Annotated in this window: 13 protein-coding genes; 9 read left to right on the top strand and 4 right to left on the bottom strand. The window is 52.4% G+C overall.

All coding sequences use genetic code 11. The features are described from left to right. Positions 1 to 293 precede the first annotated feature (293 nt). The 4 genes from araC (at position 294) to C2U43_RS21760 (ending at position 3,616) form a co-directional block, all read left to right on the top strand. A complete protein-coding gene (gene araC / locus C2U43_RS21775; protein WP_003829586.1) occupies positions 294 to 1,139 on the top strand; it encodes an arabinose operon transcriptional regulator AraC in 846 nt (281 codons plus the stop codon). Between the two features lie 166 nt (positions 1,140 to 1,305). Next, on the top strand, positions 1,306 to 2,157 hold the full coding sequence (locus C2U43_RS21770) for a hypothetical protein (RefSeq protein WP_103285773.1): 852 nt from the start codon (positions 1,306 to 1,308) through the stop codon (positions 2,155 to 2,157). Between the two features lie 2 nt (positions 2,158 to 2,159). Then, a complete protein-coding gene (locus C2U43_RS21765) occupies positions 2,160 to 2,582 on the top strand; it encodes a hypothetical protein (RefSeq protein ID WP_071446591.1) in 423 nt (140 codons plus the stop codon). Positions 2,583 to 2,848: 266 nt separating this feature from the next. Continuing rightward, positions 2,849 to 3,616 (top strand): DedA family protein, encoded by a 768-nt coding sequence (locus C2U43_RS21760; RefSeq protein ID WP_003829584.1) that lies wholly within the window; start codon positions 2,849 to 2,851, stop codon positions 3,614 to 3,616. Positions 3,617 to 3,713: 97 nt separating this feature from the next. Here C2U43_RS21760 and thiQ read toward each other — a convergent pair whose 3' ends face one another. The 4 genes from thiQ to sgrR form a co-directional block, all read right to left on the bottom strand. After that, positions 3,714 to 4,412 carry a thiamine ABC transporter ATP-binding protein ThiQ gene (gene thiQ, locus C2U43_RS21755; RefSeq protein ID WP_103285772.1) on the bottom strand — a complete coding sequence of 233 codons (699 nt, stop codon included), beginning with the start codon at positions 4,410 to 4,412 and terminating at the stop codon, positions 3,714 to 3,716. Further along, positions 4,396 to 6,006, bottom strand: coding sequence for a thiamine/thiamine pyrophosphate ABC transporter permease ThiP (gene thiP / locus C2U43_RS21750; RefSeq protein ID WP_103285771.1), 1,611 nt, complete (start codon positions 6,004 to 6,006; stop codon positions 4,396 to 4,398). Before thiP ends, thiQ begins: the two co-directional genes overlap by 17 nt. Continuing rightward, positions 5,982 to 6,965 (bottom strand): thiamine ABC transporter substrate binding subunit, encoded by a 984-nt coding sequence (gene thiB, locus C2U43_RS21745; RefSeq protein WP_103285770.1) that lies wholly within the window; start codon positions 6,963 to 6,965, stop codon positions 5,982 to 5,984. The genes thiP and thiB overlap by 25 nt, the downstream gene beginning before the upstream one ends. A 300-nt stretch (positions 6,966 to 7,265) precedes the next feature. Next, on the bottom strand, positions 7,266 to 8,921 hold the full coding sequence (gene sgrR / locus C2U43_RS21740) for an HTH-type transcriptional regulator SgrR (RefSeq protein WP_057067388.1): 1,656 nt from the start codon (positions 8,919 to 8,921) through the stop codon (positions 7,266 to 7,268). A gap of 99 nt (positions 8,922 to 9,020) precedes the next feature. On the opposite strand from sgrR, the gene sgrT reads away from it, so the two are divergent. The 5 genes from sgrT to idnR all read left to right on the top strand — a co-directional run bounded on the left by sgrT (position 9,021) and on the right by idnR (position 13,896). Beyond that, a complete protein-coding gene (gene sgrT, locus C2U43_RS21735; protein WP_020996233.1) occupies positions 9,021 to 9,149 on the top strand; it encodes a glucose uptake inhibitor SgrT in 129 nt (42 codons plus the stop codon). Between the two features lie 108 nt (positions 9,150 to 9,257). Further along, on the top strand, positions 9,258 to 10,436 hold the full coding sequence (locus C2U43_RS21730) for a sugar efflux transporter (protein ID WP_003829576.1): 1,179 nt from the start codon (positions 9,258 to 9,260) through the stop codon (positions 10,434 to 10,436). Between the two features lie 278 nt (positions 10,437 to 10,714). Further along, the gene (gene idnO, locus C2U43_RS21725) at positions 10,715 to 11,479 is read left to right on the top strand and encodes a gluconate 5-dehydrogenase (protein WP_003829575.1); all 765 of its coding nucleotides are present in this window, start codon (positions 10,715 to 10,717) and stop codon (positions 11,477 to 11,479) included. A gap of 58 nt (positions 11,480 to 11,537) precedes the next feature. Then, the gene (locus tag C2U43_RS21720) at positions 11,538 to 12,821 is read left to right on the top strand and encodes an MFS transporter (protein ID WP_003829574.1); all 1,284 of its coding nucleotides are present in this window, start codon (positions 11,538 to 11,540) and stop codon (positions 12,819 to 12,821) included. 82 nt (positions 12,822 to 12,903) lie between these two features. Further along, entirely contained in the window at positions 12,904 to 13,896 is a 993-nt protein-coding gene (gene idnR / locus C2U43_RS21715; RefSeq protein WP_032944294.1) for a DNA-binding transcriptional regulator IdnR, read from the top strand. Positions 13,897 to 13,917 lie beyond the last annotated feature (21 nt).

The following is a 13,917-nucleotide window of genomic DNA, read 5'->3' as shown; positions in this document are numbered from 1 at the left end:
TAGCGATAAAAACCGTCAGGCAGGATCCGCTAATCTTATGGACTAAAATGCTGTGACATCACAAAGTGTGACGCTGTGCAAATAATCAATGTGGACATTTCTGCCGTAGTTATAGACACTTTTGTTAGCCGATTTTGACGTTGGCGTAGTACATGTTTTTTACAAAGAGCTTTTCACAAGCGGGGTTGGTGGTCCATTGCCGCAAATACAGCGGCCCGCAGGGGCGACAGCGATGATGTCTGGCGTAATATGGACAAATTGTTTCTTGGCAGGACATAGGGAGTATTGAAATTATGGCTGAAACGCAAAACGATCCCCTGTTGCCAGGTTATTCGTTTAACGCGCATTTGGTGGCCGGATTAACCCCCATTGAGGCGAACGGATACCTGGATTTTTTTATCGACAGGCCGCTGGGTATGAAGGGTTATATCCTCAATCTCACCATCCGTGGCGAAGGGGTTATCAATAATCAGGGCAAGCAGTTTGTCTGCCGGCCTGGCGATATTCTGTTGTTTCCACCTGGAGAAATTCACCACTACGGGCGCCACCCTGATGCCAGCGAGTGGTATCACCAGTGGGTTTACTTTCGTCCGCGCGCCTACTGGCAGGAGTGGCTGACCTGGCCGGCCATTTTTGGCCAGACCGGCTTTTTCCGCCCGGATGAAGCACATCAGCCGCATTTTAACGAACTGTTTGGGCAGATAATTAACGCCGGGCAGGGAGAAGGTCGTTATTCCGAACTGCTGGCGATTAATTTACTGGAGCAGTTGTTGCTCCGACGTATGGAAGCCATCAATGAATCGCTACACCCGCCCATGGACAACCGCGTCCGTGATGCCTGCCAGTACATCAGCGATCACCTGGCGGACAGCAATTTTGATATCGCCAGCGTCGCGCAGCACGTCTGCCTGTCGCCTTCCCGTTTGTCGCATCTGTTCCGTCAGCAGTTGGGGATCAGCGTATTAAGCTGGCGCGAGGACCAGCGCATCAGCCAGGCAAAGCTACTGCTGAGTACCACACGTATGCCTATCGCCACCGTAGGTCGCAATGTTGGCTTTGACGATCAGCTCTATTTCTCTCGTGTTTTCAAAAAATGTACCGGTGCCAGTCCGAGCGAGTTTCGCGCTGGATGTGAATAAATTTAGCTTGTGCGCTGCGAGTATTAAACTTCTTTCAGCGCATTAAAATTTGGCATCTGAGATGCGCAGTGATTTTATGATGAATATATATCTATAAATAATAAAAAATCAGCATTTGTTTGATGAAAATATTCTTGCTATAAACTTCCTGTCAAGGAGGTTTTAAATGAGTAAGCGTTTTGATATTACTGATGGAATGTTTGCGACAACAAAAAAATATGGGTTAGTTTACACTGAAGAGCTGGGGTGGATCGATTTAGGTCATGCACAGGGAAATGATGCCAGAATCCTGAAGAGAAAACTTGAACAAGAGCAACGAGCAAAATATTACAAGAAACTCAATGATTGGTACTTTCCAGTAGATTACTATCAGGAAATGGGGATAAGGAAGAAGTTATTTGGTTTAGGTTTGACTTTTCATTCTGGTGTACATACACAGGTCATGGTGCGTTCATGCCTTTCACCTGCGGTTAAGGCCCGAATTGCTCTGACTATTATGTATGGGACGGCAAAAAGATTCGAAGCCTGGCAAGACTCTATTCTCTTCAATTGGTATACCGATAGTGGTTTTAGTGTCGAGGATTTAGTTTCTGATTTAGTGGGTTTTTATCGTGTTTTTGGAACCGGGCCAGATCCACTTTATCTGGCGAAGCCTGTATCCTATGAAACAGCCGCACAAATATGGGATGCTCATGATCCAATTGGTACTTTTAAGAATAGAGACTTTTCGCCTTTTCTTTTTTCAACTCATCCACCTTTCAAATATGGAGAACCGATTAAGAAAAATCTGCCAGACTGGATGAATTATATAAAACCATTAAATGAATCTTTCTCCGGTTTAATGTGTAATCAGTTTCATAGTAATCCGATTGATGTTTTTTTTAAAAATAAAAATAGGATAAATCATGAGGTTTATGGCTCTGTCTCAGTATCTGATACTATGAACTATGCTGATTCGCCATTTGACCGTCCACTTTTTTTTCTGCTTAATCCACATTCACCACAGAGGCATTGGTGAATATGAAAAAATGGATTTTATTATTTGTAATACTACTTACTATACCATTTCTGTGGTTTTTAATTTGGTTTGCTCTAACATCTGGGGAGCATCATTACGAACGTAGTGATATTTTTTCTTACTGGCTATATACGCCTGATGTTCTGAAAAATGTACCATTAATATCAGAAGATGTTGAGTATAATTATGAATATAATCTGGATAATCAGCAAACGAGAGTCATTGTAAAGTGGAATAATATTAATGATATCGCTGCTAAAAAAACGTACTTAATCGGTTTTTTGCAGAAACTAAATCCTTCAATAAAATATAATTGTATATGGTTTTATCATGACCCGCATAACTATGCTGATAACTATCAACGCTATTGTATATCCCAAAAATGGGACTCTCTTGAGCTGGAGTATTTTGACACGGTGAAATGAACTAATGGGCCTGGCTCTAAGTCTTTCACCATGAATACTTATCGCGCATTAAATCACCCTTTCTTTTCAGCCAGCGATTGATCCAGGATGCGCCGAAACTCGGCAAATTGCGTGTCATTTGCGGTAAACAGATCTTGATGTAAAGAAAAAGTGAATGATGTATCCTGAAAGTTGTCATAACTCGCAATCTATTCAGATAATTGATGGCTTGACGAAGTTGAGAGGGGTTATCAAAATCCCTGCTTCGTAAATTTGACGGACACATTATGCAAGCATTGCTGGAACACTTTATTCTCCAGTCCGCCCTGTACTCTCTGATCGCCGTACTTCTGGTGGCTTTTTTGGAGTCGCTGGCGCTGGTTGGTCTGATTCTGCCCGGGACCGTGATGATGGCGGGGTTGGGCGCGCTGATTGGCAGCGGCGAACTGAACTTCTGGCATGCCTGGCTTGCGGGCATTGTCGGCTGCCTGTTGGGGGACTGGATCTCCTTCTGGTTGGGCTGGCGCTTTAAAAAGCCGCTGCACCGTTGGTCGTTCATGAAAAAGAACAAGGCGCTGCTGGATAAAACCGAGCACGCCCTGCATCAACACAGCATGTTTACCATTCTGGTAGGCCGTTTTGTCGGACCGACGCGCCCGCTGGTGCCGATGGTAGCAGGCATGCTGGATCTGCCTGTCGCTAAATTTATCGTCCCGAATATTATTGGCTGCGTGCTGTGGCCACCGTTCTACTTCCTGCCGGGGATCCTGGCGGGAGCGGCAATTGATATCCCTTCTGATATGCAGAGCGGGGATTTTAAATGGTTGCTGCTGGCGACGGCGGTGTTGCTCTGGGTGGGCGGCTGGTTTTGCTGGCGGCTATGGCGCAGTGGCAAAGCGGCTGTTGATCGCTTAACGGCGTATTTCCCCCGCAGCCGTTTGCTGTATCTGGCGCCGTTAACGCTCGGGATCGGCGTGGTCGCGCTGGTGGCGTTACTGCGCCATCCGCTGATGCCGGTGTATATCGACATTCTGCGTAAGGTTGTAGGTTACTGACGATACCTTTGCCGGATGGCGGCTTCGCCTTATCCGGCCTACAAAATGTGCGACCTACAGGCCGGATAATGCGTTCACGCCGTCACCCGGCAACGCATTATGCTTTAATGCCCAATAGCGCCGAGGCGCTGGCGTTGCCGCTTAACAGATCGTCCGTTTTGCCCTGCCACGCGATGCGCCCATCGGCGACCACAATCGAGCGGGACGCAATTCGCGCGGCATCTTCTACGCTGTGAGAAACCATCAGTAACGTCAGCTGCTTCTCGCGACAGACTTCGGCGACCAGCGTTAGCATCTCCTGGCGCAGCGCGGGATCGAGCGCTGAGAACGGTTCATCAAGCAGTAAAATAGGTTGTTCCCGCACCAGACAACGCGCCAGCGCCACGCGCTGCCGCTGCCCGCCGGAAAGCTCACCGGGGAGGCGTTCCAGCAGAGAGTCGAGTCCCATTTGTTGAGCGATGTGGTGCATTTTCTCCCGCTGCGATGCGTTCAGCTTCAATCCCGGATTAAGGCCCAGGCCGATGTTTTGCTGTACGCTCAGATGGCTGAACAGGTTATTTTCCTGAAACAACATGGAAACGGGACGGCGTGAGGGCGGCGTGGTGGTGTGATCTTCACCGTCAATCATCATGGTACCGCTGGCAGGCGTGAGAAAGCCGGCAATCAGATTCAGCAGCGTACTTTTCCCGGCGCCGCTGGGCCCGAGTACAGCTATTTGCTCACCGCGCGTGACCGACAGCGTAAAGCGCATAGGCAAATGGTGATACAGCCATGTGATATCAATCAGTTTTAACATTTCGACCCGGCAATTTCTCAATAACGGTAAACAGCGTAAAGCACAGGATCAGCAGTAATAACGCCGTAACCGCGCCATCCTGACTGCGATAAGAGCCAATCTGCTGATATAAATAAAACGGCAGGGTACGGAAATCCTCATTACCAAATAACGCCACTACGCCAAAATCGCCAATCGACAGGACGCAGGCAAACGCCATCGCCTGCGCCAGCGGGCGCTTCAGGGCGCGCAGTTCAACCACTTTCAGGCGCGACCATCCCTCAATGCCCAACGACTGGCACAACATACTGTAGCGCGCAGTGACGTCACGCATTGGGTTTTCCAGTACCTTCAGTGCATAAGGGATCGCCATCAGCGCATTGGTAAAAATGACAATGCCGTCGGCAGATTCAGGAAGACCAATGGTGTTATTGAGCAGCAGAAAGAAGCCGGTTGCCAGCACGATGCCCGGCATGGCGAGGATCATCATGCCGCTCAACTCCAGCATCTGACCTGCCAGCAGTTGCTGTCGGGCACGAAGTTCACGACTGCTCCATAACAGCATCATAGTGAGCACGACGCATAACGCTCCTGCTGCTAATGCGATGCGCAGCGAGGTTCCCAGCGCCTGCCACAGCACTGGCTGCATCAGTACATCCAGAACATGGCGGTTTAAGCCATCGATAATCACCGCCAGCAACGGCGGCAGTAACAGCAACAGGGCAAGAATAATCAGGATTGCGTCAGCCAGTCGGCTGTGCAGGCGATCGTCGGGATCGCGCCAGCCTTGTACCAGGGTAGCACCGGGAGCAATCGCCCGGCTCAGACGTTGGCTGAGGAGCACCAGCGCCAAACAACAAACCATCTGGATCAACGCCAGCATGCCTGCGCGGGCAGGATCGTAATCAAAATTCAGCGCCTGATAGATAGCCAGCTCGATGGTGGTGGCCTGTGGCCCGCCACCCAGCGACAGAACGGTGGCGAAGCTGGCGAAGCACAGCATAAAGATGAGTGCCGCGACGGGCAGGATCTGACGACGCAGCCATGGCCATTCAACAAAACGGAAGAAATGCCAGCCACGCATACCCAACTGAGCGGCTAACTGCCGCTGTTCGCCGGGAATATTCTCCAGCGACTGTAACAGCAGGCGGCTGGCCATCGGCAGATTGAAAAAAACATGCGCCAGCAGAATGCCCTGCAAGCCGTATGGCGAAAACGTCCACTCCAGCCCGAATGTATGCCAGAGCGAGGCCAGCCAACCCTGGCGACCGTATACGCTAAGAATACCGAATACCGCGACCAGCACTGGCAGGATTAACGTCATCGCGCACAGACGCAACAGCGCCAGACGTCCTGGAAAACGGCGACGATAGAGCGCTCTGGCAAGGAAAATTGCCGGGACAACCGACAGCACAGCGGATAAAAAAGCCTGCCAGAAAGAAAAGCGCACTACGTGCCACAGGTAGTCGTCTTGCCACAGCGAGAGCCACTCTCCCTGCGGGGCGTTAAACCACAGAGCCAGAAATGCGGCCAGGGCAACGGCCACCATCAGCGTAGCGGCGGTAAGCCCTGGAACCAGCCAGCCGGGAATTAACGGCTGACTGCGCGTTGCCATTCGCTAATCCATGTCTGACGTTGAGCCGCAACCTGCTGCGGCGTGAATTCCAGTGCGGTGGCAGGTTTATTCAGTTGCTCGAATCCTGGCGGCAGGGCGACTTGCGTCACGGGATACATCCAGTTGCCGGTGGGAATCGCATTCTGGAATGCCGGGGATACCATAAACTTCAGGAATTTCTCGGCCAGTTCCGGCTGCTTGCTGGCTGCGGTACGGGCGGCGACTTCCACCTGTAAATAGTGGCCTTCGCTAAAGTTGGCCGCGGCGTAGTTGTCTTTTTTATCGGCGATGATGTGATAGGCCGGAGAGGTGGTGTAGCTGAGCACCAGATCGCTTTCACCTTTCAGGAACAGGCCGTAGGCTTCGCTCCAGCCCTTGGTGACGGTGACGGTTTTGGCTGCCAGTTTCTGCCACGCCTCTGGCGCTTTATCGCCATAGACTTTCTGCATCCATAGCAGCAGACCCAATCCCGGCGTGCTGGTGCGCGGATCCTGATAAATGACGCGCCATTTTTGGTCGCTCTCTACCAGTTCTTTCAGGCTTTTGGGCGGATTCTTCAGCTTGTTTTTATCATAAACGAAGGCGAAATAGCCGTAATCAAACGGAACAAAGGTATCGTTTTTCCAGCCGCCGGGTACGTTAACGGCGTCGTTTGCAACACCACTTTTGGCAAACAGTTTGGTTTGTGTAGCGGCTTCCAGAAGGTTGTTATCCAGACCCAGTACGACGTCGGCTTTGCTGTTTTTTCCTTCCATGCGCAGGCGGTTAAGCAGCGAAACGCCATCTTCCAGCGCGACCAGTTTTAGCTCGCAGTTGCAGTCAGCTTCAAAGGCTTTTTTGATTGTCGGGCCCGGGCCCCAGTCAGCTGCGAACGAGTCGTAGGTATAGACGGTCAGTACAGGTTTAGCGAAAGCAGGCGCTGCGCACAGCAGTAAAAGCGGAAGACATTTTTTAAACACTTTGCACCTCAAGAGTTGGGTGGCAAAGGACTTGAGATAAGCCTCAAATCCCTTCGCCGGCATTATCCGGATCAGGTTCGACGGGTATCTCTCAGCCCATACACTTCATCATTCACGCTGCCTCTGTGTTGGCAGCGCTCGCTCACCCCAGTCACATAGTTATCTATGCTCCTGGGGACTCACTCGCTTGCCGCCTTGATGCATCATGAATGATCTTGTGTATGTTTTTTATTTAGCACCCCGTTGAGAACGGCGTTAGTGTAGTGATTTTGTTGCCGGGCAGCAATTAAGAGCTGGCTCTTATGGATCCGGCGGCGCAAACCACGCCGATTTAAAATCAAACCAGCCGAGGGTATTCATGCGCAGCCCGCGCATACTGCGCTGTCCCTGAATGATCAGCCAGTGGTGGATTAATGGCACAATGGCCTTTGTGGCGAGCAACTGTTGGCACCATGCTGCCAGGCTCATTTCGCCCGTTCGCCAGCGAGCCGCATCGTTTTCCCAGTCCCGCGAGATACAGTTTTGCAGCAAAGGGACTTCGCACAAATGTGCGAACAGTGAGAAGTCCAGCGGGAGGGTAAAGTTGGCGCTGTTGAGCCAGATATCGCTGACGATTTCACCTGCATGCCATTGATCGTAGTCGATCTCCTGAATATTCAACTGTACCTGATGCTGCGCCAGCAACGTTTTCATGATCTGCGCGATAATCCGGTGTTCGATATGATCGCGATAGTAGGTGATCGTCAGCGTTTCCAGCCCGGCGGGTTTTTCACCATGGCCAGGTTTGGCGTGATGCCAGCGGGGAAGCAAACCGTAGGCGGGAAACCACAACCGCTGGTACTGTTCATCGGCGTGGCAGATTAAATTCGTTGGCGAGAGAACGCGGCTTGCCCACTCGCGAACCTCCTGGTTCGCGCCACGGTGGCTACGCGCATCAAACAACAGGTAGTAGCAACCTTCTTCGAGGCGGCTTTCGATCGCCTTTTCATCCTCTGTTGGACCTTTTAGCGTCAACCCGCCGCCAGGCTCTTCTCCAATGTCGGGTAATACCCAAACGTTAACTTCGTCGATCAGCGCCCGGTAGCCAAAGTAATCATCAAATGCATGAATTTTCAGTTGGTTATTGGTGTTGCGCATTACCGCATACGGACCGGTACCAATCGGGTGGCTGGAAAAGTTGTTTAGCGTTTCCCATTCTCGCGGCAGGATCATGGCCGGGACCTGTCCCAATAGCCAGGGAAGCCAGCGATCTGGCTGGGCCAGATGGATATCCAGCGTCCAGGCCGTGGGAGAGACGATCTGCGTGATGTGTGAGTACAGCGGCAGGGCGTTAATGCGCCTCAGCGAGGCGATAACATCTTCCATTTCCAGCTCGCGGCCATGATGAAAATGGATCCCCGGGCGCAGGAAGAATCGCCAATGCAAAGGTGAAATTTGCTGCCAGTGATGGGCAATGTCCGCTTCCAGTTCCCCATTTTCCTCATTTACCCGAATTAAGGCACTGAAAATTTGGCGGGCGATATGGGTTTCGGAGCGGCGTAATGCCGTACCGGGGAGCAGGTTGTGCATCGGGCGATAATAGAGAACGCGCATGATATGCCGACCCTGGCGAAAGCTGCGCCCCAAGTGGGAGACCAGCATTTGCCGGACGGCCGTTTTGTCACCGACAAGCTGCACTAGTTGATCGATGCGATCCTGTTCCAGTAGATCTTCCGCGCGCTGCTGCTGGAGCGCCAGCCCGGTATAGAGGAATGTCAGTCGCGAGCGTTTGCCTCGTCCAACTTCAGCTTCCCACGTTAACCAGCCACGATCCTGCATGGTATTAAGCAGCGTACGCATATGGCGGCGCGAGCAGCTCAGCAGATCCGCCAGCTCGTTGAGCGTCGTTTCTTGCGTCTTGCCGTCACAGCATTGCCACAGACGGATGAACTGTTGTTGCAAACGACCAGAAGACATAAAAGGGGAACTCCTGCGGAAAACTCAGCAATTTTATAATCCCTATATTAAGCCAATAATAGATTCCGATGAAGCGATGAGACAACGAAGGGGTCATCTATGCGTCAGTTCTGGTTGAAGTACTTTACCGCGACAGAAAAATCGTCCTGGTTGGCTTGCCTGAGTGCCCCGCAGCGCTTAAAGATGCTCGAAGAGCTGATGCAGTGGGAGATGACATCTGACTCCTGAATTGGAAATTGCAGACATCATGTGTGACTGAGTATTGGTGTTAATCGCCGCGCCAGCAGGTATCATCTGCTGGCTTTTTTCGTTTCAGCTGCGCTTAAAAGGAAAGATATGCTCTGGATTATGACCATGGGACGGCGCCTCAACGGCGTTTACGCAGCATTTATGCTGGTCGCTTTTATGATGGGCGTGGCGGGGGCATTGCAGGCACCCACGCTGAGTCTGTTCCTGAGCCGTGAAGTCGGGGCGCAGCCATTTTGGGTCGGGCTGTTTTACACCGTCAATGCGATTGTCGGGATCGTCGTCAGCCTTGGCCTCGCGAAACGATCCGACAGCCAGGGTGATCGACGTAAGTTGATCATGTTCTGCTGCCTGATGGCAATTGGCAATGCGTTGCTGTTTGCCTTTAATCGTCACTATCTTACGCTGATCACCTGTGGTGTGCTGCTGGCCTCGCTGGCGAACACCGCCATGCCGCAGCTGTTTGCGCTGGCGCGGGAGTATGCTGATAACTCCGCGCGTGAAGTGGTGATGTTTAGCTCGGTGATGCGTGCGCAGCTTTCACTGGCCTGGGTAATTGGCCCACCGCTGGCTTTTATGCTGGCACTGAATTACGGCTTTACGGCGATGTTTTCCATTGCCGCAGGGATTTTTGCCATTAGCCTGGTGCTGATTGCGCTGATACTGCCGTCAGTTGCTCGGGTGGAGCAGCCTGTAGACGTGCCGCTGGAACAGACCGGCGGTTGGCAGGACAAAAATGTACGCATGTTGTTTATTGCCTCCACGCTGATGTGGACCTGCAACACCATGTACATCATCGATATGCCGCTGTGGATAAGCCTCGAACTGGGCTTGCCGGACAAGCTGGCCGGGATTCTAATGGGGACGGCGGCCGGACTGGAAATTCCGGCGATGATTCTTGCGGGCTATTACGTGAAGCGCTTTGGCAAACGGCGAATGATGATCGCGGCCGTCGCGGCAGGTGTGCTGTTTTATCTTGGTTTGATCTTCTTTCACAGCCGTACGGCGCTGCTGGTGCTGCAACTGTTTAACGCGGTATTTATCGGTATTATCGCCGGGATAGGCATGCTGTGGTTTCAGGATCTGATGCCCGGACGTGCGGGATCAGCGACCACATTATTTACCAACAGTATTTCAACGGGAGTCATTCTGGCAGGGGTGATTCAGGGGGCTGTTGCGCAAAGCTACGGTCACTATGCCGTCTATTGGGTGATTGCGGTGATTTCGGTGGTGACGCTGTGGATGACTGGTCGGGTGAAGGATGTTTAGTCCGGTGCAGTCCCGGCGTTGCAGTGCTCGACCGGACGACATTTCGTATTCGCTTTTGTCGTTTTTGTAGGCCGGATAAGGCGTTTACGCCGCCATCCGGCAACCTGTCCTTACGGCCTGATCGCGTTACGCTTATCAGGCCAATCCCTCTTTTTTTCATCTTGCACGTAAATGTAATGTTGATCACATAACGATCATTTTCCTCTTCCTGGATCTTCTTTTTTCTACTGTTACGCGTATACAGTTACGCGTAACAGTTATTAAAAAAGGAGTTTTTTATGAAGAACCTATTCGACCTGACCGGTAAACGCGCGCTGATTACCGGTTCCGCTCAGGGCATTGGTAACCTGCTGGCCAACGGTCTGGCGGCGCACGGTGCTGAGATTGTGATTAACGATATTACCCAGCAGCGCGCTCAGGCGGCGGCGGACAAACTGGTTGCCGAAGGCTATCGCGCCGTTGGCTATGGATTTGATGTCACCAACGGGGAAGAGGTTGCGCGCGCCATCGCGCAAATCGAAAAGGAAGTTGGGGCCATTGATATTTTAATTAACAACGCCGGAATTCAGCGTCGTTATCCCTTCACCGAATTCCCGGAGGCTGAATGGGACAAAGTGATTGATGTAAACCAGAAATCGGTCTTTCTGGTGTCGCAGCAGGTTTCCCGCTACATGGTGCAACGCCGCCGCGGGAAGATTATTAATATCTGCTCAATGCAAAGCGAATTAGGTCGTAAAACCATTACTCCATACGCGGCGTCAAAAGGCGCTGTCAAAATGTTAACCCGTGGCATGTGCGTGGAACTGGCGGAATACAATATTCAGGTCAATGGCATTGCTCCCGGCTATTTCGCCACCGACATGACCACCGCGCTGGTCAACGATGAAGCATTCTCCGCCTGGCTGTTCCAGCGCACGCCCGCCGCTCGCTGGGGTAACCCGGAGGAGCTGATCGGCGCGGCGGTTTATCTTGCCGCGCCCGCTTCTGACTTTGTGAATGGGCATCTTCTGTTTGTGGACGGCGGCATGCTGGCCGCGGTCTGATCAATAATGGGCCGCAACGCGCGGCCTGAGCGATAAAACAATAATCCAAGGAGTGAGTATGAATATGCTCGCAAAACTGCCAGCGCGTCGCTGGTGGTATTTAATGCCGATTATTTTTATTACCTACAGCTTAGCTTATCTCGACCGCGCCAATTACGGCTTTGCCGCTGCCGCCGGTATTGAACATGACTTAGGGATTACTCAGGGAACAGCATCGTTAATTGGCGCGTTATTCTTCCTGGGCTATTTCTTTTTCCAGGTGCCGGGCGCGATGTACGCCGTAAAGCATAGCGTGCGCAAAATGATTTTTTACAGCCTGATCCTTTGGGGGCTTTGTGCCGCGGCGACCGGCTTTGTCAGCAATATCCCAACGCTGATGGCGATCCGCTTTATTCTCGGCATCGTCGAAGCGGCGGTGATGCCCGCGATGCTGATTTATATCAGCAACTGGTTTACCAAAACTGAACGCTCGCGCGCCAACACCTTTTTAATTCTCGGCAACCCGGTCACAGTGCTGTGGATGTCGATTGTCTCCGGCTACCTGATTGAAGCCTGGGGCTGGCGCGAAATGTTTATTATCGAAGGTATCCCGGCGGTGATCTGGGCGTTCTGCTGGGTGATTCTGGTACGCGACAAACCGGCGGATGCGGGCTGGTTGAGCGAGCAGGAGAAACAGGCATTACAGCAGGCGATGGATCGCGAGCAGCGCGACATCAAACCGATGCGTAACTACGGTGAAGCGATGCGTTCACGCAGCGTCATTATGCTTTGCGCGGTGCATGCGCTGTGGAGCATCGGCGTGTATGGTTTCATGATGTGGATGCCGTCAATCCTCAAAAATGCGGCTCAGATGGACATCGTGGCGGTGGGCTGGCTGGCAGCGGTACCGTATCTGGCGGCGATCTGCCTGATGCTGACCGTCTCCTGGCTGTCCGATAAGTTCCAGAACCGTAAGCTGTTTATCTGGCCGCTGCTGTTGATTGCCGCCATCGCGTTCTTTGCCTCGTGGCTGTTGGGCAACCAGTCCTTCTGGCTCTCCTACGCGCTGCTGGTTGTGGCCGCCGCCTGTATGTATGCGCCTTACGGGCCGTTCTTTGCGCTGATCCCCGAACTGCTACCGCGCAACGTCTCCGGCGTGTCGATGGGGATGATCAACAGTTTTGGCGCGTTAGGGGCATTCCTCGGCGCGTGGCTGGTGGGTTACCTCAACGGCGTGACCGGCGGGCCGGGCGTCTCCTACACCTTCATGGCGATTGCTCTGCTGGCGTCGGTGGTGCTGATGTACTGCGTTCGTGCGCAAAATGAAACCACGTCGCCGTCGGCTGAGATGGCTACGCGTTAAGGTTGAGCGAGGAGTGCAGTCGCTAACCGGCTGTGATAAGGTTCTCTGCGAGCATAATGGGCTGTTGGTCGTAGAGAACCTCATGAAAAACAATCGGATGACATTACAGGATATCGCTAATCTGGCCGGGCTGAATAAGATGACGGTCAGCCGTTATCTGCGTGACCCGAATCAGGTGTCGCAACGCAGCCGCGAATTGATTTCGAAAGTGATGGAAGAGAACAACTACATCCCCAACCGCGCCCCGGAAATTCTGCTCAACGCACGCAGCAAAACCATTGGTGTGCTGATCCCCTCGTTTCGTAATCAGATCTTTGCCGACGTGCTGGCAGGGATTGAATCCGTCACCTCGGCCTGCCAGTACCAGACGCTGATCGCCAACTACGAATATGATGCCGAGCGTGAAGAACGCGAGGTGCTGAACCTGCTCTCTTACAATATCGACGGCCTGATCCTCACGGGAAAGCTGCATACCGAGCGGATGATCCAGTACGTGCGCGCCAGCGGCGTACCGGTGGCGGAACTGATGGATATTAGCGGCCAGTATCTTGATATACAGGTTGGGTTTGATAACGAAAAAGCCGCGTTTGAAATGACGCAGGCTTTTATCGACAGCGGTAAACGCAGCATTGCTTTCTTTGGCTCGATGGATGACCCCCGAGACCTTAGCCGTTTTCGCGGCACCGAGAAAGCGCTGGCGGCGCAGGGACTGGAAGCGTACCACCTGGCGCCAAAAACTATTTCGTCGGTGGCGCTGGGCCGCAAGATGTTCCAGCAGGCGATGGCGGAAAAGCCGGATATTGACGCTATTTTCTGTACCAACGATGACCTGGCGGTTGGCGCGCTGCTGGAGTGTCAGGCACAGCAGTACGATGTGCCGGGAAAAATGGCGATTGCCGGTTTCCACGGGCTGGAAATTGGCCGTGCGCGGCTGCAAAAAATCGCCAGCGTGATTACGCCACGCTTTGAGATTGGCAAAACGGCGGCGGATATTCTGATTAAGCGTTTGAACGGGAAAGATGCGCCGGGCAGCGTCAATCTTGGCTACCAAATCTATTACGGCGATACGCTTTAGGCGAAGAGAAAGGGCTGGCCA

Origin of the sequence: Citrobacter freundii complex sp. CFNIH9 (assembly GCF_002903305.1) — a bacterium.
Lineage (GTDB): Bacteria > Pseudomonadota > Gammaproteobacteria > Enterobacterales > Enterobacteriaceae > Citrobacter > Citrobacter portucalensis.
This window is presented reverse-complemented; position numbering and strand designations above follow the sequence as displayed.

Bases quoted from the DNA above. Each gene is read 5' to 3' on its own strand.
- thiQ (WP_103285772.1), bottom strand. From the start codon at position 4,412: ATGTTAAAACTGATTGATATCACATGGCTGTATCACCATTTGCCTATG.
- C2U43_RS21765 (WP_071446591.1), top strand. From the start codon at position 2,160: ATGAAAAAATGGATTTTATTATTTGTAATACTACTTACTATACCATTT.
- idnO (WP_003829575.1), top strand. From the start codon at position 10,715: ATGAAGAACCTATTCGACCTGACCGGTAAACGCGCGCTGATTACCGGT.
- thiP (WP_103285771.1), bottom strand. From the start codon at position 6,006: ATGGCAACGCGCAGTCAGCCGTTAATTCCCGGCTGGCTGGTTCCAGGG.
- C2U43_RS21760 (WP_003829584.1), top strand. From the start codon at position 2,849: ATGCAAGCATTGCTGGAACACTTTATTCTCCAGTCCGCCCTGTACTCT.
- C2U43_RS21730 (WP_003829576.1), top strand. From the start codon at position 9,258: ATGCTCTGGATTATGACCATGGGACGGCGCCTCAACGGCGTTTACGCA.
- araC (WP_003829586.1), top strand. From the start codon at position 294: ATGGCTGAAACGCAAAACGATCCCCTGTTGCCAGGTTATTCGTTTAAC.
- C2U43_RS21770 (WP_103285773.1), top strand. From the start codon at position 1,306: ATGAGTAAGCGTTTTGATATTACTGATGGAATGTTTGCGACAACAAAA.
- C2U43_RS21720 (WP_003829574.1), top strand. From the start codon at position 11,538: ATGAATATGCTCGCAAAACTGCCAGCGCGTCGCTGGTGGTATTTAATG.
- sgrT (WP_020996233.1), top strand. From the start codon at position 9,021: ATGCGTCAGTTCTGGTTGAAGTACTTTACCGCGACAGAAAAATCGTCC.
- idnR (WP_032944294.1), top strand. From the start codon at position 12,904: ATGAAAAACAATCGGATGACATTACAGGATATCGCTAATCTGGCCGGG.
- sgrR (WP_057067388.1), bottom strand. From the start codon at position 8,921: ATGTCTTCTGGTCGTTTGCAACAACAGTTCATCCGTCTGTGGCAATGC.